This is a genomic window from Rhodococcus sp. RD6.2 (assembly GCF_001040705.1).
Classification (GTDB): Bacteria; Actinomycetota; Actinomycetes; order Mycobacteriales; family Mycobacteriaceae; genus Rhodococcus_G.
Map to the genome: position 1 here is coordinate 1 of NZ_CVQP01000008.1, position 24,483 is coordinate 24,483.

At 65.0% G+C, this 24,483-nt stretch carries 23 protein-coding genes and 1 pseudogene; 17 read left to right on the forward strand and 7 right to left on the reverse strand.

Going from position 1 to position 24,483, the window contains the following annotated elements; translation table 11 throughout:
- The 4 genes and pseudogenes from acs to RHCRD62_RS26445 form a co-directional block, all read left to right on the forward strand.
- Positions 1-1,564, forward strand: a 1,564-nt coding sequence (acs, locus tag RHCRD62_RS16775) for an acetate--CoA ligase (protein WP_050065900.1), incomplete at its 5' end; no start/stop codon positions are given.
- Between the two features lie 79 nt (positions 1,565-1,643).
- Positions 1,644-2,246 carry an adenylate kinase gene (locus RHCRD62_RS16780; protein WP_050065901.1) on the forward strand — a complete coding sequence of 201 codons (603 nt, stop codon included), beginning with the start codon at positions 1,644-1,646 and terminating at the stop codon, positions 2,244-2,246.
- 239 nt (positions 2,247-2,485) lie between these two features.
- A complete protein-coding gene (locus tag RHCRD62_RS16785) occupies positions 2,486-3,928 on the forward strand; it encodes a MocR-like pyridoxine biosynthesis transcription factor PdxR (protein WP_050065902.1) in 1,443 nt (480 codons plus the stop codon).
- A gap of 187 nt (positions 3,929-4,115) precedes the next feature.
- Positions 4,116-4,249 (forward strand): annotated as a pseudogene (locus RHCRD62_RS26445) (histidinol-phosphate transaminase); the annotation flags it as partial.
- An 89-nt stretch (positions 4,250-4,338) separates the two neighbouring features.
- Here RHCRD62_RS26445 and glyA read toward each other — a convergent pair.
- From glyA to RHCRD62_RS16815, 6 genes are all read right to left on the reverse strand, one after another.
- Positions 4,339-5,610, reverse strand: a complete 1,272-nt coding sequence (glyA, locus tag RHCRD62_RS16790; RefSeq protein WP_050065903.1) for a serine hydroxymethyltransferase — start codon at positions 5,608-5,610, stop codon at positions 4,339-4,341.
- A gap of 31 nt (positions 5,611-5,641) precedes the next feature.
- Positions 5,642-6,115 carry a pyridoxal-phosphate dependent enzyme gene (locus tag RHCRD62_RS16795; RefSeq protein WP_367379651.1) on the reverse strand — a complete coding sequence of 158 codons (474 nt, stop codon included), beginning with the start codon at positions 6,113-6,115 and terminating at the stop codon, positions 5,642-5,644.
- A gap of 218 nt (positions 6,116-6,333) precedes the next feature.
- Positions 6,334-6,960: a non-canonical purine NTP pyrophosphatase gene (locus RHCRD62_RS16800; protein ID WP_050065905.1), complete on the reverse strand. Its 627-nt coding sequence runs from the start codon at positions 6,958-6,960 to the stop codon at positions 6,334-6,336.
- Between the two features lie 192 nt (positions 6,961-7,152).
- Positions 7,153-8,493 carry an aminotransferase class III-fold pyridoxal phosphate-dependent enzyme gene (locus RHCRD62_RS16805; RefSeq protein ID WP_050065906.1) on the reverse strand — a complete coding sequence of 447 codons (1,341 nt, stop codon included), beginning with the start codon at positions 8,491-8,493 and terminating at the stop codon, positions 7,153-7,155.
- A gap of 40 nt (positions 8,494-8,533) precedes the next feature.
- Positions 8,534-9,799: a pyridoxal phosphate-dependent aminotransferase gene (locus tag RHCRD62_RS16810; protein WP_253277357.1), complete on the reverse strand. Its 1,266-nt coding sequence runs from the start codon at positions 9,797-9,799 to the stop codon at positions 8,534-8,536.
- Positions 9,796-11,118 carry an aminotransferase class I/II-fold pyridoxal phosphate-dependent enzyme gene (locus tag RHCRD62_RS16815; protein ID WP_050065907.1) on the reverse strand — a complete coding sequence of 441 codons (1,323 nt, stop codon included), beginning with the start codon at positions 11,116-11,118 and terminating at the stop codon, positions 9,796-9,798. Before RHCRD62_RS16815 ends, RHCRD62_RS16810 begins: the two co-directional genes overlap by 4 nt.
- Positions 11,119-11,178: 60 nt before the next feature.
- Here RHCRD62_RS16815 and RHCRD62_RS16820 point away from each other — a divergent pair, with 60 nt between their 5' ends.
- The 10 genes from RHCRD62_RS16820 to RHCRD62_RS25925 all read left to right on the forward strand — a co-directional run bounded on the left by RHCRD62_RS16820 (position 11,179) and on the right by RHCRD62_RS25925 (position 20,123).
- The gene (locus tag RHCRD62_RS16820) at positions 11,179-11,964 is read left to right on the forward strand and encodes a YggS family pyridoxal phosphate-dependent enzyme (protein ID WP_050065908.1); all 786 of its coding nucleotides are present in this window, start codon (positions 11,179-11,181) and stop codon (positions 11,962-11,964) included.
- A gap of 2 nt (positions 11,965-11,966) precedes the next feature.
- On the forward strand, positions 11,967-12,890 hold the full coding sequence (locus RHCRD62_RS16825) for a PfkB family carbohydrate kinase (protein ID WP_172671086.1): 924 nt from the start codon (positions 11,967-11,969) through the stop codon (positions 12,888-12,890).
- Entirely contained in the window at positions 12,844-13,269 is a 426-nt protein-coding gene (locus tag RHCRD62_RS25540) for a PadR family transcriptional regulator (RefSeq protein ID WP_157050966.1), read from the forward strand. Before RHCRD62_RS16825 ends, RHCRD62_RS25540 begins: the two co-directional genes overlap by 47 nt.
- Positions 13,266-13,523, forward strand: a complete 258-nt coding sequence (locus tag RHCRD62_RS16835) for an alpha/beta fold hydrolase (protein ID WP_050065911.1) — start codon at positions 13,266-13,268, stop codon at positions 13,521-13,523. The genes RHCRD62_RS25540 and RHCRD62_RS16835 overlap by 4 nt, the downstream gene beginning before the upstream one ends.
- 254 nt (positions 13,524-13,777) lie before the next feature.
- Positions 13,778-14,911 carry a PucR family transcriptional regulator gene (locus tag RHCRD62_RS16840; RefSeq protein ID WP_157050967.1) on the forward strand — a complete coding sequence of 378 codons (1,134 nt, stop codon included), beginning with the start codon at positions 13,778-13,780 and terminating at the stop codon, positions 14,909-14,911.
- Positions 14,912-15,058: 147 nt separating this feature from the next.
- Positions 15,059-16,360 (forward strand): MFS transporter, encoded by a 1,302-nt coding sequence (locus tag RHCRD62_RS16845; RefSeq protein WP_050065913.1) that lies wholly within the window; start codon positions 15,059-15,061, stop codon positions 16,358-16,360.
- Positions 16,361-16,362: 2 nt separating this feature from the next.
- Positions 16,363-17,610, forward strand: a complete 1,248-nt coding sequence (locus tag RHCRD62_RS16850) for a thiolase family protein (RefSeq protein WP_301280727.1) — start codon at positions 16,363-16,365, stop codon at positions 17,608-17,610.
- Positions 17,607-19,160 (forward strand): class I adenylate-forming enzyme family protein, encoded by a 1,554-nt coding sequence (locus RHCRD62_RS16855; RefSeq protein ID WP_050065915.1) that lies wholly within the window; start codon positions 17,607-17,609, stop codon positions 19,158-19,160. Before RHCRD62_RS16850 ends, RHCRD62_RS16855 begins: the two co-directional genes overlap by 4 nt.
- Positions 19,138-19,980: an SDR family NAD(P)-dependent oxidoreductase gene (locus RHCRD62_RS16860; protein WP_253277358.1), complete on the forward strand. Its 843-nt coding sequence runs from the start codon at positions 19,138-19,140 to the stop codon at positions 19,978-19,980. The genes RHCRD62_RS16855 and RHCRD62_RS16860 overlap by 23 nt, the downstream gene beginning before the upstream one ends.
- Positions 19,981-19,985: 5 nt before the next feature.
- The gene (locus RHCRD62_RS25925; RefSeq protein ID WP_157050968.1) at positions 19,986-20,123 is read left to right on the forward strand and encodes a hypothetical protein; all 138 of its coding nucleotides are present in this window, start codon (positions 19,986-19,988) and stop codon (positions 20,121-20,123) included.
- Between the two features lie 170 nt (positions 20,124-20,293).
- On the opposite strand, the gene RHCRD62_RS16865 is transcribed toward RHCRD62_RS25925, so the two are convergent.
- Positions 20,294-21,067, reverse strand: a complete 774-nt coding sequence (locus RHCRD62_RS16865) for an SDR family NAD(P)-dependent oxidoreductase (RefSeq protein ID WP_050065917.1) — start codon at positions 21,065-21,067, stop codon at positions 20,294-20,296.
- A gap of 595 nt (positions 21,068-21,662) precedes the next feature.
- On the opposite strand from RHCRD62_RS16865, the gene RHCRD62_RS16875 reads away from it, so the two are divergent.
- From RHCRD62_RS16875 to RHCRD62_RS16880, 3 genes are all read left to right on the forward strand, one after another.
- Entirely contained in the window at positions 21,663-22,151 is a 489-nt protein-coding gene (locus RHCRD62_RS16875; RefSeq protein ID WP_050065919.1) for a hypothetical protein, read from the forward strand.
- A 62-nt stretch (positions 22,152-22,213) separates the two neighbouring features.
- The gene (locus RHCRD62_RS26745) at positions 22,214-22,660 is read left to right on the forward strand and encodes a TipAS antibiotic-recognition domain-containing protein (RefSeq protein ID WP_216596642.1); all 447 of its coding nucleotides are present in this window, start codon (positions 22,214-22,216) and stop codon (positions 22,658-22,660) included.
- A 343-nt stretch (positions 22,661-23,003) separates the two neighbouring features.
- Positions 23,004-24,398 carry an amino acid permease gene (locus RHCRD62_RS16880; RefSeq protein WP_050065920.1) on the forward strand — a complete coding sequence of 465 codons (1,395 nt, stop codon included), beginning with the start codon at positions 23,004-23,006 and terminating at the stop codon, positions 24,396-24,398.
- Positions 24,399-24,483 lie beyond the last annotated feature (85 nt).

Here is a 24,483-nt window from a genome sequence, read left to right on the forward strand (position 1 = left end):
CCTCGTCGCAGGCGACCGGGTCGCGATCTACATGCCGATGATCCCCGAGGCCATCGTCACGATGCTCGCCTGCGCCCGCCTCGGCCTGACGCACTCGGTGGTCTTCGCCGGGTTCTCCGCGACCGCGCTCCGCTCCCGCATCGACGACGCGCAGGCGAAGCTCGTCGTGACGGTGGACGGGCAGTGGCGTCGCGGGCAGGCGGCACCGCTCAAGCCTGCTGTGGACGAGGCCGTCGACGGAGCAGAATCCGTCGAGCACGTGCTCGTGGTCAAGCGAACCGGTATCGACGTCGACACCGTCACCGGCCGGGACCTGTGGTGGCACGAGACCGTCGAGAAGGCATCCGACCAGCACACTGCTCAGCCGTTCGACGCCGAGCACCCACTGTTCATCCTCTACACCTCCGGCACCACCGGGAAGCCGAAGGGCATCATCCACACCTCCGGCGGGTACTTGACGCAGGCCTCGTACACGCACCACAACGTCTTCGACCACAATGCAGGCACGGACGTCTACTGGTGCACCGCCGACATCGGCTGGGTCACCGGACACTCCTACATCGTCTACGGGCCGCTGTCGAACGGTGTCACGCAGGTCGTGTACGAGGGAACACCGAACTCCCCGAACGAGCACCGGCATTTCGAGATCATCGAAAAGTACGGCGTCTCCATCTATTACACCGCCCCGACGCTGGTGCGGACGTTCATGAAGTGGGGACGGGAGATCCCCGACGCCCACGATCTCTCGAGCATCCGTCTCCTCGGTTCGGTGGGTGAGCCGATCAACCCCGAGGCGTGGCGTTGGTTCCGTGACGTCATCGGCGCGGGTACCGCCCCCATCGTCGACACCTGGTGGCAGACCGAGACCGGCGCGATCATGATCTCCCCGCTGCCCGGTATCACGGCGACCAAGCCGGGCTCGGCGATGGCACCGCTGCCGGGTATCTCCGCGAAGATCGTCGACGACGAAGCAAAGCCCCTCGGCGCAGGCGGCAACGGCTACCTCGTGCTCGACGAGCCGTGGCCGTCGATGCTGCGCGGCATCTGGGGCGACATGGACCGCTACCGCGACACCTACTGGTCCCGGTACGCCGAGGAAGGCTGGTACTTCGCCGGCGACGGCGCCAAGTACGACGAGGACGGCGCCCTCTGGGTGTTGGGCCGCGTCGACGACGTCATGAACGTGTCCGGGCACCGCATCTCCACCTCCGAGGTCGAATCAGCGCTGGTCGGACACCATTCCGTCGCCGAAGCTGCCGTCGTCGGCGCCGCCGACGAGACCACCGGTCAGGGCATCGTCGCGTTCGTCATCCTCCGCGAAGGCGCCGAGAACACCGGTGACACCCTGATCGCGGAACTGCGCGCCCAGGTCTCCACCGAGATCTCCCCCATCGCCAAGCCCCGCCAGATCACCGTCGTCCCCGAACTGCCGAAGACCCGTTCCGGCAAGATCATGCGACGCCTCCTGCGCGACATCGCCGAGGGCCGCGACCTGGGTGACACTTCCACCCTCGTCGACCCCAAGGTCTTCGAGCCGATCCGTATTCACCGCCCGGCGACGTGACGAGTGCTCCTGTAGCCATCATCACCAATCCCGTCCACCCCTCGTGGTGGCGGCCGCTCATAGATTGATTGGAGTCAGTATGCGCATCATCCTGATTGGGCCGCCGGGCGTCGGGAAGGGGACGCAGTCCAGCCTGCTCGCACGCACCCTCAAGATTCCCCATATTTCGACCGGCGACCTCTTTCGCTGGCACATCGCGAACAGCAGTACCTTGGGCAAGGCGGTCAAGGCTCACATCGATGCCGGTGAGCTCGTCCCGGACAGCATCACCGAGCTCATCGTCGCAGAAGGACTGTCGAGAGACGACGCAGCGGCAGGGTTCATCCTCGACGGCTTTCCTCGCACACATGATCAGGCACGTGTCCTCGACGCCATTCTCGAGACTCGAGGAGACAAGGTCGATCACGTCATCGAGTTCACCCTGGACAACGCGGATCTGGCGTCACGATTGTTGGCTCGCGGCCGTAGTGACGATACCGACGACGTGATTCGGCGCCGCCTCGACGTGTATGTGCAGGAGCGGGCCGCGATACTCGGGCACTATGGGCCCATCGTGACTGAGCTGGATGCATCCGGATCGGTCGAGGAGATCGGCGAACGCCTACTCAGCGCTCTGGGGGCACGGATTCTGCAGTCGCTTGGAGTGCGCAGCGCACGTTCGGGCCACACAGTGGGTGGGTGATGGTGAGTCGTCGCCCATGCGTCCAGGTCGAGCGGAACTTGTGTGCCCGGGTTCTGCCGCTGGCGCCTTGTCGTAGGACCCGGGCCGCAAATGCGCATAGCGAGAGGGCTGGGCTCAGGTCGGGGATGACTTGGTGACTTGCCTTCCCGAAGGCTGACCATCGACCAATCCCGCGGTCCTACGGTCTGGCGGACACATGTCCTGTTGCCGGAGCAATCTGAGATCGGTGGTGTGATGCGATGTCACGCGTTGCCCGAGACAAGCAACTTGCGCTCCACCTTCCGTCAGCAGGTACGCCGCTCCGCCAACGGATCGCGGAAGCCATCGTCCGTGAAATAGCTGCAGAAAGAATGCAATCCAACGACATTCTTCCATCAACTCGTTCCTTGGCTGTTGAGCTCGAGGTGTCGCGAACCCCAGTGGTCGAGGCCTACGAGCAGCTTGCAGCAGCCGGCTTCGTTGTCAGTCGACCAGGCTCTGGAACGCGAGTGGCGACTGGTGCGGTGGAAGCGGCGGCGGCTTGCTCAGTGCCGGACCCCGCGCTCGAGGGATCGGTCCCGCACCGGGAGCGACAGACCAACGGCCCTCGATGGAATCTTCACCCGGAGATTCCCGACTCATCCTTGATTTCGTCGGAGGACTGGCGCCGATCGTGGCGTGCTGCCGCTGCTGCCTCGATCTGCGACGGAATCGCCGGCGTAGACGCGCACCCAGAACTTCGTCACTCGGTTGCTGCACGTGTTCGGCGAGTGCGTGGCATTGCAGCACGACACGACGACGTTGTGATCTTTCCGCGCGTCGATGCGGTTCTGCGCGCCATCGTGCAAGTTGCGGATCTATCGGGCCGCCGAGTCGCTTTCGAAGAGCCCGGTTCTCGCCGCACTCGTGTGGCGTTGCAACAATGCGGTGCCCTGGTTCGCCCGATAGCGGTCGATCATGACGGCCTCGATCCACAGCATCTGGTAGCTACTGACAAGGCTGTGTACTGTACTCCGGCACACCAGTTTCCGTTGGGTTCGCATATGCCGGTTACTCGTCGAGCGGCGCTGGTGGCGTGGGCCGAGGCGTCGGACAATCTGATAGTCGAGGACGACTATGACAGTGAGCTGCGTTTCGATGCGGCGCCTGTCCCCGCGCTGCGAGGTCTTGTCGGCGGTAAGGATCGAGTGGCCTACATCGGCTCGATATCGAGGATTCTGACGCCCTCCGTTCCGCTGGCGTGGCTCCTCGCGCCACGCGCACTACGGACCGAGATCGACGCTGTGATTCGATCAAGTAGTGAGATGGCGTGTGGAGTCACGGCCTCGGCACTGTCGCATCTCTTCGATTCGGGTGCGATGACACGCCACGTTGGCCGAGCTACGCGGCGCTACCGTTCACGTCGAACTGCCTTCGTGGCATCACTACAGACGCACTTGTCCGACCTTGGCGGAAGGGGAGCGGCGGTAGTGGGGATCGAGGCAGGACTGCATGTCGTCCTTCGCTTGCCCGACAGCGTCGACGATGCGAAAGTTGTTGAAGAACTGGACGAACGAGGCATTTCGGTGTCGAGTCTCTCGGAGCATCGCCTGTCGGACACCGGGCCGCGCGGACTCGTCTGTGGATTCGCTCGACTACCCGAACAGAATGCAGGCCACGTCGCTGCGGTGATCACCGAGGTCCTGAGCGGCCAGATGCAGTGAATGAGATAGCCAGGAGCTCGACTCGTCGAGCTCGGCCACCGCTGTCGCCGGGTACGGCATCGCCGCTCGAGCATCGCTGGCCAGCAGAAGGAATGGACCGAGTCGGAGCGACCTACATCGATCGCGGACAATCGAAATGAGCCCCCATTCTCGATAGAGGCCGCGCTCGTCGACGACGTCGCCGAGGCGGTCCGCGCTGCGGCACGCCGACGAGACACTCGGCAGTGTCGCCGAACTGGCGTCCGAGCGGGATCGCGTGAGCGCAGAGCTGACAGCGAGGGCCACAAGGTCGTTCCCAGTGACGCCAACTTCATCCTGTTCGTGCTCGACCGACAGCGATAGATACCGTTTCGCGCTGTCCGTGGCCTTCCTGCTCGGACTCGTTCGGAGCAGGAAGGCCACTTGCGCAGCTATTGCGGCGGTCCCGGATAGAGCGGGTACTTCTCCGCGAGGGCCTTTGTGCGGGCTCGCAGTGTGGGAATGTCCGGGTCAGGTTGAAGGGCGCGGGCGACGACATCGGCAACTTCGACGAAGTCGAGGGTTCGGAAACCCCGGGTTGCGAGAGCCGGGGTACCGAGCCGAACACCAGATGTGACCAAGGGTGGCCGGGGATCGAAGGGAATGCTGTTCCGGTTGGCGGTGATTCCGACTTCGTGGAGGACCCGCTCTGCGGTGATGCCATCGATTTCGGAGGAACGAAGGTCCGCAAGGATGAGGTGGACGTCTGTCCCTCCCGTGAGTACGTCGATACCGTTGGCGCGGGCGTCCGGGGCGAGGAGTCGGTCCGCCAGGATGCGCGCACCTTCGAGGGTTCGCCGCTGCCTATCTGCGAACGGTTCTGTACCCGCGAGCAGAAACGCGGTGGCCTTCGCCGCGATGATGTGCATGAGTGGCCCGCCCTGCTGGCCAGGGAAGACACTCCGGTTCAGGCTCTTGGCGTACGAATTGTCTCGGCTGAGGATGAATCCGCCGCGTGGCCCGCCGAGCGTCTTGTGGCTGGTGGACGACACGACATCGGCCACGGGCACAGGGTTCGGGTGGAGTCCGGCGGCCACCAGACCCGCGAAATGCGCCATGTCGACCCACAGGAGGGCGCCGACCTCATCCGCGATGTCCCGGAAGGCAGCGAAGTCGAGATGCCGTGGATAAGCGGACCATCCGGCGATGATGACCTTCGGTCGGTGTGCCCGCGCGAGGTCGCGCACCGCATCCAGCTCGACAAGGAAAGAGTTACGATCAAGCCCGTACGTGACGGCGTTGTAGAGCTTGCCGGAGAAGTTCAGCGGCATCCCGTGGGTGAGATGCCCGCCGTGATCGAGCCGCAACCCGAGGATCGTGTCCCCGGGCTCGGCAATGGCGGACAGCACGGCGGCGTTCGCTGTCGCGCCCGAGTGGGGTTGAACGTTCGCATACTCCGCCCCGAAGAGTGCTTTCGCGCGTTCGATCGCGAGTTGTTCTGCCACATCGACAGGCTCGCAGCCGGCGTAGTAGCGGCGGCCCGGATATCCCTCGGCGTACTTGTTCGTCAGCACGCTGCCGGCCGACTCCAGCACCGACACTGGAGCGAAGTTCTCGGAGGCGATCATCTCCAGGTACGAGCGTTCGCGATCGAGTTCGTCGTCGAGAACCGCTTTGATTGCGGGGTCGATGTCTGCCAACGAGGCGTTGAGATGGTCATTCATGTGAGGCCTTCTTCTGTGTTGCACGAATGGTTCACCGCCAGGTGCCGGACAGGACGGACTGGCAGGCGGGCAGGTCGAGGCCGAACATCGCCCCCGCGAACGCGAGAGCGCTGCCCCACTGGCCTGCGCCGGTCTCGGTCGTGAGCTTCGCGACGCCTTCCAATTGGTTGTAACAGGACTGGGCCACAGCAGAGTTGGGCTTGCCACTCCCGACAGGGCTCGCGCCTTCATGCTTCAGATAGATCCGCGCACGGGTGTCGAGCGCACGTTCCAGGCGTGAGGCACGCAGTAGGGGAGTGGTCCTCCAAGACGTGTAGACGTCGCGGACGGGCTCGGGGATCGGCACGAATCGTTCCTTGCCGAGTTCCTGAGCTGCCAATGCCGCAGGGAAGAGTGCCTCGAGTTCGGCGGTGGTGACATGCTCGCCGGTCGCTGGTTTCGGGTGGGGTGGGATCGGTTCGGGAAGGTCGGCGGCGATGTTGTACACATGCGTCGGTACGGCCACGACACCTGGTCGTGTGCAACTGCTGCCGGTGCTGTTCCCCGCGTCGCCTGTCAGCCGTAACAGCTCTGGCGTTTCGGTAGTAACGTTATCCAGTGGCTTCACATTTGATGGTAACAGGTTGTGGGGAGTCCAGGGCCGATGTGGCATGTTGTGCGGCACATGGATTCGGGCGGGCAGCCGAGCCTTGTGAAGTCCGGATGCCGGGTGACGGCGGTGGCTCACCAGTTCGTACGGAGATCGGTCAGCGCTTCGAGTGCCGGAACGAGTGCTGTGAAGGCGCGGGCCCGGTGCGAGTTCCGGTACCTTTCTTCGGCGCCCCATTCGGCGACGGTGGTCTCGTGACCGGGTCTTTGGCCGTCCGGGACGAAGATCGAATCATACGGGTAACCGTCGTCACCTGCCGGTCCACGGGACAACCTACCCGACCAGTGATCCTCGGCAACGTGTTCGGCGCCATCGGGGGTGACCAGTGCGAGCGCTGAAGTGAATCGTGCTGTCCGGTAGGGGTCGGCGACGTCGGAGAGCTGGTCGAGGAGCAGGTTTCGGTTGGCGACGGGGTCCTTCCGATGTCCGGCCCAGTAGGCGGAGAACACCCCCGGTGCGCCGCCGAGCACGTCCACGCACAGTCCGGAATCGTCGGCTAGAGCCGGCAGACCGGAGTGCGCGGCGGCAACGCGTGCCTTGATCAGGGCGTTGTCACGGAAGCCGAGCCCATCCTCGACCGGCTCGGGACCGTCGTAGGCAACCGGTGTCCAGCCCGGAAGAACCAGCCCGGCGATGTAGCGGTACTCGGCGACCTTGGTCGCATTGTGCGTCGCGAGAACGAATCTGTCGTGCTCGGTCATGAACGACCTCCTCTGGCCGACAACGGATCTGAACATGACTCGGGTGTTACACGGCGCGACCCGAGCCTGCCGTGCAGTGTCCTGTCGCGGTGGGCAGGATTCGAATCTGCCTGCACGGCGTTGTGCGCCGCTACCTGGCTATTCGGTCACCCCACCATGCTGTGCCGCCTTCGCGGTCGGCGCTGCGCTTACTCAGTCCTGGAGGTCCAGTGCTTCCGCGATCACGGTCAGCGCGTACTCGAGGAGATCATCGGTGACGTCGAGCGTCGGAAGGAACCGGATCACGTTGCCGTCGCTGCCTGCCGTGATCAGGACCACGCCGCGCCGAGCTGCGTGCTCGCTGATCGCCGCTGCGCTACCCGGCAGCGGCTGAGTCGTTCCCGCCCTGGTCAATTCGAAGGCGATCATCGCACCATGCCCACGGATGTCGCCGATGACGGGGTGGTGTTCGGCAATTCGACGCAGCCCACTGGTGAGGGTGTTCCCGATCCGGCGTGCCGCAGAGAACTGTTCCTCACCTTCCAGAAGGTCGAGGACGACGTGCGCGGCGGCGATCGACACCGGGTTGCCGCCGAAGGTACCGCCGAGGCCGCCGGGCGCCGCGGCATCCATGATCTCTGCTCGCCCGGTGACCCCGGCAAGGGGGAGACCTGCGGCGATCTGCTTGGCGGTGAGCACCACGTCGGGAACGAGGCCGAACAGGTCGCTGGCGAACCAGGTCCCGGTCCGTCCCAGCCCACACTGGATCTCGTCGGCGACGAGCACCACGCCGTTTCGGTTGGCCCATTCCTGCAGGGCCGGCAGGTACCCTTCTGCGGGCACGATGAATCCGCCCTCACCCTGGATCGGTTCGACGACGAGAGCGGCCAGGTCGGCGGCACCTACGCGTTCCTCCAAATATGCGATCGTCCGATCAGCAGCCTGCCGACCGGTGAGCCCATCCCGGAAAGGATAGGAGTTCGGCACCCGGTGGATATCGGGAGCGAACGGACCGAAACCGCTCGCGTACGGGACCGCCCTGTGGTTCATCGCAAGCGTCAGGTTGGTGCGGCCGTGGAACCCGTGGTCCAAGGACGCAACCGCTCGCCGACCCGTGTACGCCCGGGCGACTTTCACGGCGTTCTCGACCGCTTCGGCGCCGGAGTTGGCGAACATGGTTTTCTTCGCGTGGGACCCGGGGGTCTTCTCGGTCAGGCGTTCGGCGAGGCGCACATATCCCTCGTAGGGTGTGATGCCGAACAGCGTGTGGGTGACCCGGTTCAGCTGCGCCGTCGCCGCATCGATGATGCTCTGCTGGTGGTGGCCCACCATGTTGACGCCGGCGCCGCAACCCAGGTCCAGGAACCGATTGCCGTCGACGTCGACGAGCCACGGGCCTTCGGCGTGATCGATGTAGATCGGCAGCGCGGTCCCGATTCCGCGCGGTACCGCCGCCGTCTTGCGGCTGTGGAGGTCGCGGCTTCTCGGCCCGGGCACCTCGGTGACCAGTGCAGGCCGTGTCGGTGTGGATGCAGATGCAAGTGTCTCGGTCATGTGGCGTTCTTTCTTCTCTCGATCGGGCGTCGCGGGGTCCTCACACCGCGCGGCGGTGGGAGTGTTGCCGGTAGTCGGTGAGGAACCGGGCGAAACGATCCAGCGCGTCGGCGAGTACCGGAGTGCGGGGAAGGAAGGCGATACGTAGGTGGTCCGGGCGTGTCCAGTTGAACGCGCGCCCGTGGACGAGGAGGACGTGCTCGGCGTCGAGGAAGTCGAGTACGAGGCGCTCGTCGTCAACGACCCCGTGGATGTCGGGATCGATGCGAGGGAAGACGTAGAGGCCGCCCCCTGGTTCGTGGCAGGTCACCCCCGGAATGTCCTGCAGCAGTCGGACGGTCAGCGCGCGCTGTTCGAAGAGCCGACCGCCCGGCATCCTGAGCGCGGCGATCGTGTCGTCGTGCCGCAACGCTGCGGTGATCGCGTGCTGCGCGGGAACGGAGGCGCACATGCGCATCGAGGCGAGCAGGCGAAGCCCCGCGAGGTAGCCGTCGTCCGGGCTGAACCCGGTGGCGACGATCCAGCCGGCGCGGTAGCCGGCGACCCGCGAGGTCTTGGACAGTCCCGAGAAGGTGATGCAGGGATGCGTGGCGGCGACCTGCGCGGTGCTGAGGTGGGTATGCCCGGGGTAGACGATGCGGTCGTAGATCTCGTCGGAGAGCAGAAGGAGTCCGTGCCGATCCGCGACAGCCGCGATGGCTTCGAGCGTGCGCCGCGAGTACACCGCGCCGGTGGGGTTGTTCGGGTTGATGACGACGATCGCCCGGGTGCGGGGCGTCACCATTCGCCCCAATTCCTCTGTGTCAGGCTGCCATTCGGCGTTCTCATCGCACGGATAGTGCCGGGGTACTCCACCGGCGAGCACGGTCGACGCCGTCCACAAGGGATAGTCCGGCGACGGGATGAGGACTTCGTCGCCGGGTTCGAGGAGGGCCTGCAGGGTGAGGGTCACCAACTCCGAGACGCCGTTGCCGATCAGGATGTCGTCGATAGCGGCGGCCGGGAACCCTGGCCGGACAGCGTAGTGGTCCCGGATCGCTTCGCGCGCGGAGCCGAGCCCTTGCGACTCGGAGTAACCGTGCGCGTGCGGAAGCGCGTCCCGGAGCGCGTCGACCACAACCTCAGGCGCCTCGAATCCGAACGGAGCCGGATTTCCGATGTTCAGACGCAGGATCTCGTGCCCGCGCCGCTCCAGCTCGGCGGCGCGTTCGTGCACCGGCCCCCGCAGGTCGTAGAGGACTCCGTTGAGCCTCGACGACGAGCTCACGATCACGGGATTCTCGGCCGGCGTCAGAGGTGTCGTCACAGTCCCGCTCCTGTCGTACCTGCGGCCGCCGTGGCCTCAGCGAGACCGGCGGCCAGCGCCTCGGCGCCATCCGTGTCGAGTTCGTGCACCGTCAGTCGAATACGCTCGGCGCCCGATTCGGTGCCGAGGGCGAAGCTGTCTCCGGTGCGGACGATCCAGCCGCGCCGCATCAACTGCCCGGCGACGGCATGCGCGTCGGTGCCGGTGTCCACCCAGACGTTGACACCGTCGCCGCTCCTGGCGGTGATTCCGCGTTCTCGCAGAAGCTCGACGAACTGGGTGTTCTGCCGGTGGTAGTGGACGGCGGCAGCGCGTATTCGGTCCTGCACCGTCTCGTCGGTGAGGAGCGCGTGCACGGTGCGCTGGAGGAAGTGGCTCACCCATTTCGTTCCGCCGCTGATCTGTTTGGCGAACCGCTCCGCGGTACCCGGGTCGCTCGCCACCAGCGCGACCCGCAAGTCGGGGCCGAGGAATTTCGACACCGACCGCACCAGTGCCCACCGCTGATGGGTGCGCGAGATGATGCTGCGGTACCGGCTCTGGGAGAGGAGGGAGAAGTGGTCGTCCTCGATGACCAGCACGTGCGGATGATCGGCGAGCGCGTCCTGAAGCTCTGAGGCCCGTGACGGTGTGAGGCTCACTCCGGTCGGGTTGTGGGCGCGAGGCGTGCACACGACGGCGCGGGCGCCGGCCTCCAGCGCGGAACGCAATCCATCGGCTGTCATCCCCTCGCCGTCGACGCGGATGGGGACGGGCCGGTAGCCGGCGCGCCGGACTGCGTTGATGCTGGTGAGGAAGCAGGGGTCCTCGAGGGCGACCGCATCGCCATGGCTGAGGGCCTGGGAGAGCAGCTTCTCGATTGCATCGACGGCACCGCTGGTCACCGTCAGGCGGAACTCGCGCGGCTGATCGGCGGCGAACCGCGGCGTTGCCCACGCTCCTAGCCCCGGGTCGATGGTCGACTCGCCGTACAGCACCGGTGGGGACGGCAACAGCTGCACCATCGCAGGGTTGGGCAGGAGGTCCCGGTCCGGGTTCCCGTGGCTGACATCCCGAAGGACCGTGTCCGGGGCGAATCCCTCCTCGACGAACCGTGGGGCCCGAGTGATCGACGTGCCCGCGCCCCGGTTGGTGACCGCGACACCCGCGACGGTCAGCTGACGATAGGCCGCGACCACGGTGTTGCGGTTCACGCCGAGCGTCTTCGCCAGCTCGCGCACCGGGGGCAGTCCTTCCCCAGCGCCCAGCGCGCCCGTGTCCACCAGCAGGCGCACACTGCCGGCGATCTCGGCTGCCGTCCTGCCCTTGATTTCCGCCACCGCGAATGTCCTTCCATCACACCGATGTCGACTTGAACTAGACCATGTAATGTTTGGCCTATGCCAAGTGTATCCGATGCATCGAGTGGCCCGGAGTACCCGTGTGCAGTGACTGTCGACGATTTCGAGCGCAATATCGCTTCGGTACAGGCCCGCATCGCCGCAGCAGCCGAACGATCGGGTCGCGACGCGTCCGAGATTCGTCTGCTGCCGGTGAGCAAGACCGTCGGCGAGGACAGAGTCCGCTTGGCAGTGCAGGCAGGATGCCGCGAACTCAGCGAGAACAATGTGCAGGAAGCCAAACGCAAGCATGGAAACCTCGCCGACCTCGATATTCGATGGTCGGTCATCGGACATCTGCAGACCAACAAGGCGCGGGACGTCGCCGCCTTCGCTGCAGAATTCCAGGCGTTGGACAGTCTGCGTGTGGCCGAGGTACTCGACCGCCGCCTCCATGCGGCCGGACGTTCCCTCGACGTCTACGTGCAGGTCAACACCTCGGCCGAAGAGTCCAAGTACGGCCTGGAACCGGCCGCCGTGCCGGCATTCGTCGCCGCACTGCCGCAGTTCACCGCGCTGCGGGTTCGTGGCTTCATGACACTGGCCCTGTTCACCGCCGACACACCCCGTGTCCGTGGCTGTTTTCGGCTTCTGCGTACGGTCCGTGACCGCGCCCGCGACACCGATCCCGACCTCATCGGCCCGGGTGAGCTGTCGATGGGCATGTCCGGTGACTACGAGGTCGCCATCGAGGAAGGCGCGGACTGTGTTCGGTTGGGCCAGGCCATCTTCGGAGCCCGGACCACCGCGAACGACCTCTACTGGCCCACGCCCACGAAACAATGATCATGAGTATGGATCAGGCGCACTGCGTCGGCGCCGGCAATCTGGACGCCCGGTACCTCGAACTCGATCCCCGTCCCGTGGACGTCTTGGCCATAGGCTCGCAACTGGCCTACGGCTCAGTCGGCCTCAACGCGGCCGTCCCCGTATACGAGGCCGCCGGTCTGCGATGTGCCGCAGTGCCCACCACGATTCTCAGCGTATTGCCTCACTACCCGTCCATGCACCGGGCGGACCTGTCCACGGACTGGCTGTGGGAGGTCCTGCACGACTTGGACCTCAGTGGTGCACTCCGCCGGCTGCGCACCATCAGCGTCGGCTACCTGGCTCTGCCTGAACACGCCGCGGTCATTGCCGAATGGTCCAGGTCGCGTACCGGATCGCCCGTCGACAGTCCGTTCGTGCTCGACCCGACGCTCGGCGACGTGGACCTCGGCTTCTACAACGATCCGAATGTAGCTGCAGCGCTCCGACGATGGCTCCTTCCGATGGCCACAGGACTGACCCCCAACCTCTTCGAGCTCGCGCTCCTCTCCGAATGTCCGCTCTCCTCCCTGACACGACTCGAGGACGTGACGGCCGCGGCGCGAAGCCTCATGACGCCCCAGATGCAATGGATCGCCGTCACGGGCCTGCGCCGCACGACCGTGGGCAACGACAGTTCCCGCGTCGGCCGGATCGGTGAGCTCATTATCACCCACGACACCACGCGAATCCTCTCGCGCCCTGTCGTTCCCGCTGCTCCTGCAGGGGTCGGGGACACCTTCACCGCGTCATTGATCTCACGACTGCTCTCGGGTCACGACCTCTCACAGGCCGTTGACGCCGCCGCCGAATACACCGCACACCAGATCTGCCGGGAGGACCGTCCGACAGACTCAGGTGTATCCCGAGTTGAAACGTCTTGCCGCCGATGGACTGATACGTGAACAAGGGGAAGGCCCGCGCGGCCGCCGGCCGTACGAGATCACCGAAGACGGCCTGAAAGAGCTTCGCCAGTGGTTGGTGGTCACAGCCCCGGACCACTCATTGAGAAACGAGACCATCCTGCGGTCCTTCGCGTTGTGGCTCGTCGAGCCGGAGGAGACACGAGAGTTCCTGTCCGGGGAGCTCGAGCACCACCGAGCGCGGCTCCGCGGAATGCGAGTGCTCAAACAGAGTCTCGACCTCGCCAGTCCCGCTGATCGGGCAGCACTGCTCGGCTTGGAGGCAGGAATCCGACGCCTGGAGGCAATGATCTCCTGGGCCGAATGGGCAATCGAGACGGTCGCGACCTGGCCGAGCCGCGAGGAGCAGGCATCTACATGAAGGACACCACGACAAGCATCGAGCTAGAAGACGGCCGCCAGATCGGATTCGCCGAATTCGGTGACCCCACCGGCAGGCCCTGCTTCTTCGTCCACGGCTACTCGTCTTCTCGGTCGACGGCGGGCTGGACCATGCCGGGGGAGCTGCTCGAGCGCCACGCCAGTCGGATCATCGCCATCGACCGCCCGCATTACGGGCTGTCGTCGTCACACCCGGCAGCGCCCTGTGGCTGTTGCGGTCGCTCTGCGCCCTGACCGCCTCGACGTTGGCCAAAGCGGCCGACGGGGACGCTGACCCGTGGTCATCGCACCTCGACCCGTAGAGCCGGTGCGCAGAGGCGGAGGCCCTCGCGACGCGGAGTGGGCCAACCGTCTCACTTCGGTGCATCCGTGATGACGGGTCGAGACGCCCCCTCCGTGCCTCTTGCCGGCCCGCGTCATAGTGTTGTCGTCACCTGGGCTGATGCAGTCTCCATGTGGATGTCGCGAGAACGGACGGGCAGGAACGGATGCTTGACGAGCGCGTACTACGTGTCCTGGCCGAGGGCGCGTCGATGATGCGACGTGATGTCGACAGCATCACGGAGGACTGCATCGACCGCGGGATGAATGAGATTCCCTCGTACCGGGCGATTCCTGTCGATGACCTGAGGAACTCGCTCCACCGCAATGTGATGCGTTCGGCCGAGGTCCTTGAGTGCGGAGACGTCCCGGCTCCCGAGACCGTGGCGGAGGCCACCGGTACGACCGCGGAGCGGGCCGCGCAGGGAATCCCGATCGAGGACATCATCCGCGGTTACCGATTGTCGATAACCGTGATCTATGAGCGGTTCAACGAGTGGGCAGCTCGGGAGCAGGTCGATCCAGCCCAGGTGCTCGCCGGCGCCCGTCTACTCTGGCGCCTCGGCGACCACTTCATCAGCCAGGCCGCGGTGACATACCAGCGCATCGGTATCGAGAATGCATTGGAGGAGGACAGGGCGCGGACGAACTTCATTCGCGATGTGGTCACCGGCTCGTTCGGTTCGGTGATCGCCTCGGAGTATGGCCTGTCCCCCACAAGCTCCTACCATCCCCTCATCGCGCAACCGATCGACGGTGTCGGCCACCATGCCCTCCGGCAACGTCTGGAATCGACGGGACGAAGCGGCGATCGTGCGGCGCTGACATGCGTGTGGGACGAGCGTTGCATCGGGGTGAGCCCCCGAAAGCCCGATCCCGGCCGGCTCGGTGTTGTTGCACTCGGGCCATCGTGCGAGCCCGCCTCTGCCGCAGCGGCGATGCAGATCGCCGAACTGGTGTACGCCGTCGTAGCGCCTCGCGGCGTGCCGGGGGTCTACACACTCGACGATGTGACCTGGCGGGCAGCTGCACGGTGCGAGCCCGTGGTTTGCGAGTGGCTACGCGATAGATATCTCAATCCCCTTCGTGCACAAGACCGTTCATCTCGCGAGCTGGAGGACACGCTTGCGGTCTTCCTCAAGCATCGCCGCAATGTCCAATCTGCCGCTGCCGCCCTCGTGGTGCACCCGAACACGCTCCGATACAGGTTGAACAAGATCCAGGCACTGCTCGATGTCGACCTCGAGTGCACCGACGTGATCATCGGGCTCAGCTGGGCGCTCGAGATCGGCATCGATTGACGGCGACGGATTGTTCAAATCTCCAATAATCTTCGGACTGGTGCCCGTCGACTAGCGGACTGTGTCACCACATGCTTGTTCAAGCGAACATGACCGCCATCACAGGCGAGGGCTGTCATGCGAACTCGAGCTTGCGGAGGCATGTGTATGGAATCGAAGATCGCCGAGGTATCCCACGTCCCGGCCGTGGAACGCCCGTATAGGCAAATCGCTGCTGCTGTCGTCGGAAACCTCATCGAGTGGTACGACTGGTACATCTACTCGCTGCTCGCGGTCTATTTCGCCGAGCAGTACTTTCCCAGCGACACCGAAGGTAGCCTCGTCCCGCTGCTGGCGGCACTCGGCGTCTTTGCGGTCGGCTTCTTCATGCGTCCGCTCGGGAGCTTGTTCCTCGGCCGACTCGGTGATCGCTACGGGCGGAAGAAGGCACTTCAAACCACTGTTTCGTTGATGGGGGTCGGCAGCCTGCTGATCGGGTTGTCTCCTACCTACGATCAGATCGGCCTTCTCGCTCCGGTGATCCTCATCGCGGCGCGGTTGCTCCAGGGCTTGTCCACGGGCGGCGAATATGGTTCCGCCTCCGCGTTTCTCGTCGAATCGGCCCCGCCGAACCGGCGGGGGTTCTTCTCGAGCTTCTTCTATCTGGGCGCGACGGCCGGCAATGTTGCAGCTGTCGGGTCTGTTGCTCTGCTCTCGGGAATCCTCGATCAAGCCGCGATGGAGTCATGGGGATGGCGTGTGCCCTTCTTGATCGGCGCTGCGGCGTCGTTGTGCGCCATCTGGATTCGCCGTAGCAGCGTGGAGACTCTCACCGCGGCTGAAGTGCCATCGGGAAGCCCGGCGAAGTCCGGAATGTTCGACTTCGTCCGGCAGCATCCCCGTCAGACTCTGCAGGTGGTCGGGATGCAACTCGGACCATCTGTCGCCTTCTACACCTGGGTTGTGTTCTTGCCGACGTACGCGCAGATCACGGTTGGTTTCGATCGGGCAGAGTCGATCCGTATCGGACTGATTTCCCTGATCTTCTTCTGGGCTGTCGTGCCCGTATGTGGATGGGCCTCCGACAAGGTCGGCCGCAAGCCGTTCTTGTATGCCAGCTCCCTCGCCTTCACCGTGGGCACAGTGCCGTTGTTGGGGATGCTGTCGAACAGCTTCTGGAGCCTGCTTGTCGTGCAGTGTGCCGGCATGGCCGCGCTGGCGTGTTTCGCGTCCATCGCGTCAGCGGTCCAGGCCGAGCTCTTCCCCTCCCGGATTCGCGTCCTCGGTATCGGATTTCCCTATGCGCTCACAGTGGCGATCTTCGGTGGAACAGGTCCCTACATCGCCACGTGGCTGATCGACTCGGGTCGAACCTCACTGTTCAGTTGGTACATCGCAGCCCTGTCCGCCATCACCTTCCTGACCTTCGTCTCCATGCCGGAGACCGCCCGCAAACCTCTCGAGGACTGACCGTGACCACTGCTTCCAACTCTGCTTCCGTTCAGATAGCCGGCGCAGGAATGACTACCTTCGGCCGCCACCGGGACCGCTCCGTGGCCGACCTCGCCGCCGAGGCCGTGCACGCAGCGGTCGCCGACGCTGCTCTCTCCCTGTCGGACATCGACGTCGCGTTCTATGCAAACACCACGCAATCGCCGCTGGAAGGTCAGCACATGATCGGCGGACAGATTGCCTTACGCAGACTCGGCTTGGGGGGAATCCCTATCTTCAACGTCGAGAATGCTTGTGCCAGTGGAACAAGCGCGTTCCACCTCGCGGTCGCTCACGTCAGGGCAGGGCTCGCTGATGTCGCGCTGGCCGTCGGCGCGGAGAAGATGAATGTCGGTGATCGTGCCCGCGCGATGGCGGTGTTCGACGGAGCGTACGACACCTCCAGGCCCGAGACCCTCGCCGAGACCCTTGTCGAGCTCGGTGGCGACATCGATGACTCCACCATCGGTCAGCGCTCCGTGTTCATGGACATCTATGCTGCAGTTGCGCGCGCACACATGCGCGAGTTCGGCACGACCGAAGAACAGATCGCTGCCGTCGCCGCCAAGAACCACCTGCACGCCGTTCACAACGAACGCGCCTTCTACAGAGCAGAGATGACGGTTCGCGAGGTGCTCGCTGCACGTCCTCTCGCGCCACCGTTGACGGTACCGATGTGTGCCCCGCTCACTGACGGCGCAGCGGCGGTGGTGGTGGGAAGCGCCGAGGCTCTCCGGAACCTCGGCGTCCCCGACCCCGTCGATGTGATGGCCAGCGTGGTGGTGTCCGGTCAGGATCGCGATCTCGGCGACTGGAATCGACACGTCACCCGTGTCGCGGGGCGCGCCGCCTACGAACAAGCAGGTGTGGGTCCGGGTGATGTCGACGTCGCAGAGGTGCACGATGCGACCGCATTCGCAGAGATTCTGGTGAGTGAGATGTTGGGCTTGTGTGAGCCCGGCAGCGGAGGAATGGCGGCGGCGAGCGGAGTGACCACGATTGGTGGGCGAATCCCCGTCAATCCGTCGGGCGGGCTCGAATCGAAAGGACACCCCCTTGCCGCGACCGGACTCGGTCAGATCTTCGAACTCGTCGAGCAGCTTCGTGGCCGAGCGGGAGTCCGGCAGGTCACCGATGCGCGGATCGGCTTGACCGAGAACGGAGGCGGATTCCTCGGGTACGAGGAGGCCGTCGCCGCGGTCACCATTCTCGGAAGGATCGATTCGTGAGTGTCATCGACATGTTCGACCGCGGCTGGCGTATGGGTGGACACCGCACCGCGTATGTCAGCGAGCGAGGAACGTGGACCTACGACGAGGCGGGCGAACTGTCCTGCCGGATCGCTCATGCACTGCTCGACACTGGTCTGCCTGCCCAGGCCAAGATCGGGGTCATCGCCCCGAACGACCCACTGGCCTGGATCACCGTCCTGGGCACGTGGAGGGCCGGAATGGTCTGGGTGCCCTTGAACCCGTCCAGCTCGCCGGACGTTCTGGTCGATCTCATCGACAGTTTCGACTGCACCGTCCTTTTCGTGCACAGCACCATGATCTCGATCGTCGACCGGATCCGTGCATTGGGGAAGGTCCGTCTGGTGGTGTGCATCGACGCACCGCTCGGAGACGAACCTTCGCTGATCGACTGGTGCCGGGACAAGCCGAAGACAGCACCGCCCATACATCTTCGACCCGACGACGTGGTCTCCATCTCGGCAACCGGAGGAACGACCGGACGACCGAAGGGCGTTGTGAACACGCATCGCTCCTTCGGCGTTACGTTGGCTCACTTCATGCTGGGCTTGACATACGACGCCGACGAACCCGTGGTCAATCTCGCTGCCGCCCCTCTGACGCATTCGGCGGGCATGCTCAGCCTCCCGGTGTCCGCACGTGGCGGAACGGTGGTGGTGATCGAACGGGCGGAGCCGAGGGCGGTGCTGTCCGCCATCGAGAAGTTTTCCGTGACAGAGGTATTCCTTCCTCCGACGGTCATCTACCGGTTGCTCGAAATGGTCGAGGAGAACCACTACTGCCTCGAGTCCCTCCGCTATCTGATCTACGGTGCGGCACCGATGTCCGAAGAGAAGCTACGTCGTGCGATCCAGGTCTTCGGCCCGATCCTCATCGAGTTCTACGGCCAGACCGAAGCCTTCGGTGCCATATCCTTCCTTCGGCCTGAGGAGCATCTTGTCGACGGTCGCCCGCGCACCGACGGCATCCTCGCTTCCTGCGGCCGCCCAGGACCGTTTGTGAACGTCGAAATCCGCGACGACAACGGAAATCCACTACCGGTGGGGTGCAGCGGCGAAGTTTGTGTAGCTGGAGACCTCCTCATGCAGGGCTACTATCGCGAGCCCGCGAGGACTGCCGAGACTGTCGTCGAGGGCTGGCTTCACACCGGCGACATCGGCCACCTGGACAATGCCGGCTACCTCTACATCACTGACCGCAAGAAGGACATGATCATCACCGGCGGGCTGAACGTGTACCCAAGCGAGGTGGAACAAGTCCTGTGGTCGGATCCTGCCATCCAGGACTGTGCGGTAGTTGGTGTGCCGCACGAAGATTGGGGCGAACAGGTGGTAGCAGTCGTCGAGCTCAACGAAGGCGCCGCTCTCGACCGTCAAGCACTGATTCGGAGATGCAAGGACAAGCTCGGCAGCTACAAGGCCCCGAAAAGGATCGATGTGGTCGATCGGCTGCCACGCAGCTCGAACGGAAAGGTACTGAAGAAGGATGTGCGTGAATCCTACTGGAGTGACAGTGCACAGCGAATCTGAACCAGGCATGCTCGATAACCGTTTGTCGGGCAAGGTTGCAGTCATCAGCGGCGCCGGATCGCGTGGGCCCGGAATCGGAATCGGTCGTGCCTGCGCTGTCCGACTCGCCCAGTCCGGGGCCCATGTCGTTCTGGTCGACAACATCGGGGCGAATCTCGAGGGAACCGTCCGGATGTGTGCCTCTCTCGGGGTGAACGCCTCAGCGGTCGTCGCGGACGTCGCTGACGACTCGACCTGCCGCAGCCTTGCCGCGGACGTGCTCGATCAGCATGGCCGGGTGGACATCCTGGTCAACAACGTGGGGGTCACCGGTCCCGCTGGAAGTGTGGTGGATATCGACCTGGATGCCTGGCGAACGTGCTTGCGTATCAACATCGACTCGGTGCTTCTGCTGTCCAGATACTTGATTCCTGCAATGGCCGGCAGCGGAGGGATCGTCAACATGGCCTCGGTCGCAGGACTGCGCGGCGGTCACCCGTCCGTCGCATACTCGGCCAGCAAGGGTGCACTGCTCAGCCTCACCCAAGCCATGGCCGCGATGCACGGTCCCGACGGGATCCGGGTCAATGCCGTCGCTCCCGGTCTGGTGCACACATCGCTGATGGACGCACAGGGGCTGGACGAGCATGCGCGTCGTCTCCGGGCCGAGGCTGCACCGCTTCGAACCGAGGGCACGGGATGGGATGTGGCAGAAGCGGTTCGATACCTGGCAGGACCGGAGTCGCGCTGGACCACCGGAATCGTTCTTCCAATCGATGCGGGACTCACAAGCACCATCGACCCTGCTAGAGCGCCTACCGTTAGCGCGATAGGAAACTAACTGCTGTGTGTCATGACGTTGTCGGCGCCGGCCGGATCATCCGCGAGCTCGACCTGCTCGCCTACAACCACCCGGCGCGGGACCGGATCCGCGGCATCGTCGACCAACTACTTGCACCGCATCATCATCGTTCCCGGGTCTGACTGGCGAGCGAGTCACAGCATGACGGAAGGCATGTCCTGGATGACTACTACGCGAGCTGACGGCTTTCTCACGGGTCCTCGGCGCCCGCCAACGGGCTGAGCGAACGGCACATTCACTCAGATGCCGTCGGCGGGCAGCGTCGCTGACGTCTGCGGTCAGCGACGCTCGATCACATGCGCTGCGAGGAGATGTTGCCGCCGTCGACGACCAACTCGCTGGCGGTGATGTAGCTGGCCTCGTCGGAGAGCATGAACCGCACGGCACGGCCGACCTCCTCCGGCTTGCCGAGGCGGCCCATCAGGATGCGGCGCTCGAAGGTGCCCTCCGGCAGCAGGTCGACGGTCGGCTGCAGCATCGGGGTGAGGATCTGGCCGGGGGAGACGCAGTTGATGCGGATGCCCTCGGGGCCGAGCCGGTCGGCGAGCGAACGCACGACCGCGAGCATGCCGCCCTTGGCCGCCGAGTAGACCGGGTTGATCGCGTTGCCGAGGTGGGCGTTGATCGACGAGATGCCGACGATCGCCGAGCCCAGGTTGGCCTGGAAGTCCGGCAGCAACTCCTTCGTCAGCAGCACCAGCGGGCGCAGGTGGGTGTTGATGCCCAAATCCCATACGTCCACGGTGACGCCCTCGAGCGAGCCCTGGTCGACGACGCCGGCTGCGTGCACGAGGCCGCCGATCTTCGGTAGCGCGGCGCGGGTGGTGGCCAGTGCGTCCGCGTACAGGTCCGGGTTGCTCAGGTCGATGCCGACGCCGATGGCGGCAACGCCGAACTCGGCGGTGATGGCCTCGGCCTCGGACTTGGCCCTGGCTTCGTTGAGATCCCAGAGCGCGACGGGGCGGCCGGCCTCGGCGAGCGCGCGGGCGGAGGCGAGGCCGATGCCGGAGGCTCCGCCGGTGACGACGACGGCGGTCGTGAGGGAGGGCGTGGTGGAATCAGACATGGGTCAAGCGTGCGCTCGCCCGTCGGCGGCGACAAACCCTCTCCCGCTCAGCGGCTACGGGGCCAGTGCGCGATCGTTACCCCGGCCGGGTGAACTTCGCGCACAGGCGCCGCAGGTCCCTTGAGGGACGAGTCGGCGAAGTCCGGCTCGTGAAGGCCGATGACTGGAACCATGCGCCCGAGAACTACGACTGCCCATTCTGTCGCTTTGCTGGGGGCAGCTACGACAGTCTGAATGCGACGACCGACCTCGTTGCGACGACAATGCACGCGGTCGCGCGAGTCTCGCCGAAGTGGTGGCCAAACAACCGTGGCCACGTCATTGTCGCCCCAGTCGCGCACTTCGAGAACCTGTATGCGCTCCCTTCCGACGTGTTCCCCCGCTATCTGAACGATCAGCTCTACACCCGGCATGACGAGGCTGCCAACGTCAGCACGGAGGAACGAGCCCCGTATGGTGCTCTCCTGCGCGCACACCTCCGTCTTCAATAACCGCCTGTCCGCGAAAACAGGCGGGTCGACGGCGAGTCGCGTGCACCAACCCGGCGGCCACTCGATCCGGGGAACCATCGTCCCCGGTCGCTAGGCTGTCGCAAATGTCGATGAACTTCATGCTGGGCTTCGTGCCGAACACCGACCTCTCGGCCTTCGGGGCCGACGCCGAATCGACTGTCGACTTCGGCGACGCGAGCCGCAGCACCGCGACCGGCCCGTCGGCCGCGCAGGTCGGCACACACGTGGTGCTCGTGGATCCCGGACTTGATCTCCAGCAGCTTCCGCAGCTCTCCGATCCGCCGCGGGGAACGGTGCTCGTCACTCTCGGTGGCACGAGCGACGTCTACGTGGTCCAGTCGTTCGGCAACGACCCTCGCCTTCGAGTGCTCGCCGAGCGCGAGGTCGCCGAAGACCTCGGCGCCCCGATCGACGCCGAGGCGGTGTTCGAGACCGAGGACGACCCGGAGGACGCGCACCTGGAGTTCGTCTGCCGCCTCGCCGGGATCACGGTCGAGGAGCTGTGGAACCTCGAGTGGGCGCCGCTCGCATCGGGCCGGGGCGGGTTCTTCGGTCGGCTCTTCGGTCGCTGAGGCTCAGTTCCGGTCGCGCTGAGTCACGCGGCCGGCGTCGGCCCGCGGTAGTCGCGATCCACATGTGGTACCAGAGCGCCTGCCGCTTCTGGACTCCGAACCGGGGCGCGTACGGGTATATGGGGCAGATGTACGTGGACGACGAGCGGTCCAGGGCGAACTACGAGAAGATGCCGACGGCCTGGCCGAGTACCAGCGGGACGCAATGGTCGTCTACACGGACGAGCAGCTCGGCGAGTAGTCCTCGGCCCGGAAGCCCGGGTATCCCGGACGATGCAGCGTCCCCTCCGCGGTCAGTGCGGGAGCGCTCCCGCTGTGTCGGCAATCGGGCCGGAACAAACGGCGAGGCCGGCGACATCCGGATACACGTCATGCCGCGTCCTGCCAAAAGCCAACTAGGCCCGTACTGCCAAGGCGCTCAACAGAATCGGCAACTACGCCCTGGAACTTTGTCGCCGTCGGCTGACTTCTTCTTGCTCGCGGTCCCCTCATTGGTGGTGCGTGGGTGAGGGGACTTCATCCCGTATCGACGATTCATGACGCAGGCGTGGCCATGTGCTTGTCCACGCCGTGCGTCCGTTCGCAGGCGGTCGCCTGAGGTCGACAGTGCGGGCCGGCCTGTCCGGCGGTGCCGGGCGGCGGCCGGTGCGCGTACTTGGTTCGGGTATCGCGACATGCATTCCCAGTGGTCGACAGCCGGAGGGTTGCCGGTGCTCGACCGAATTGTTCGGCGACGAACCCTTGACGAAGCTGTATATACAGGACTATACATATCCCGAATGGTGTGACTCGCCACACAGTGCGAGGGGCCGTCCCGGCCGGATCCACCAGCACAGTCCAGGGAGATCGATTGTGAAAGACACCGCCGCGGCGCTGACCCGAGGTCTGACAGCACGCCACATCAGGTTCATCGCGCTGGGTTCGGCAATCGGGACCGGACTGTTCTACGGATCGGCGGAGGCGATCAACCGGGCGGGCCCGTCGGTGCTGCTCGCCTACCTCATCGGCGGGGCGGCGATCTACATCGTGCTCCGCGCGCTCGGTGAGATGGCCGTGAGCAATCCCGTCTCGGGCTCGTTCGGCGAGTACGCGAGCAAGCATCTCGGGCCGCTCGCCGGGTTCATGACCGGCTGGACCTACACCTTCGAAATGATCGTGGTGTGCCTCGCTGATGTGACCGCATTCGGCGTCTACATGGGCTTCTGGTTCCCCGACGTGCCGCGGTGGATCTGGGTGCTGGCCATCATCTTCTTCATCGGCGCGATCAACCTGCTCAGCGTCAAGGTCTTCGGCGAGGTGGAGTTCTGGTTCACCCTGGTCAAGATCGCCGCGATCATCGCGATGATCGTCGGCGGCATTGCGATCCTGATCTGGGGATTCGGCATGCAGGACGACAGCGCCGGAGTGAGCAACCTGTGGTCCGACGGCGGGTTCTTCGCCACCGGGTTCGGCGGGTTCATCAGTTGCTTCGCGATCGTGATGTTCGCCTTCGGCGGCACCGAGATCATCGGCATCACCGCCGGCGAGGCCGAGAACCCCGAGCGCACCATCCCCCGCGCGATCAACACGGTCCCCGTCCGCATCATCCTGTTCTACGTCCTCACCCTGGCCGTGATCATGGCGATCAACCCGTGGCAGAGCATCGGCTCCGAGGGCAGCCCGTTCGTGCAGATCTTCCAGGGGCTCGGCATCGGGCCCGCCGCGACTGTGCTGAACATCGTGGTGATCACCGCGGCGCTGTCGGCGATCAACAGCGACATCTTCGGCGCCGGCCGGATGATGTTCGGGATGGCCCAGCGCGGCCAGGCCCCCGCCGTGATGAAGCAGGTCTCCCGCAACGGGGTGCCCTGGATGACCGTCGTGATCATGTCCGTCACCCTGCTCGTCGGTGTGCTCCTCAACTACCTGATCCCCGACAAGGTGTTCCTGGTCATCGCCTCGATCGCCACCTTCGCGACGATCTTCGTGTGGCTGATGATCCTGCTGTCGCACTACCGCTCCCGTAAGCAGATGAGCCCGGCCGAGGCCGCGGCCCTGAAGTTCCCGGTGCCGTTCTGGCCGTACGGGCAGCTGATCGCCATCGGGTTCCTGGTGTTCGTGATCGCGGTCCTCGCGTTCGACGCCGACACACGCGTCGCGCTGATCGTCGGGGTTGGGTGGCTGGCGCTGCTCGCACTCGCCTACCGCCGCTGGGTCCGACCGGTCCCGGTGCCGCAGGAAACCGCCGCCGCGATCTCGACGTCCTGACCGACAACTTTTTCCACTACCGCTCATTTCGAAACGGAGAACAATCATGAGCACGAACACCCTCTCGCACACGGAGATGCGCACC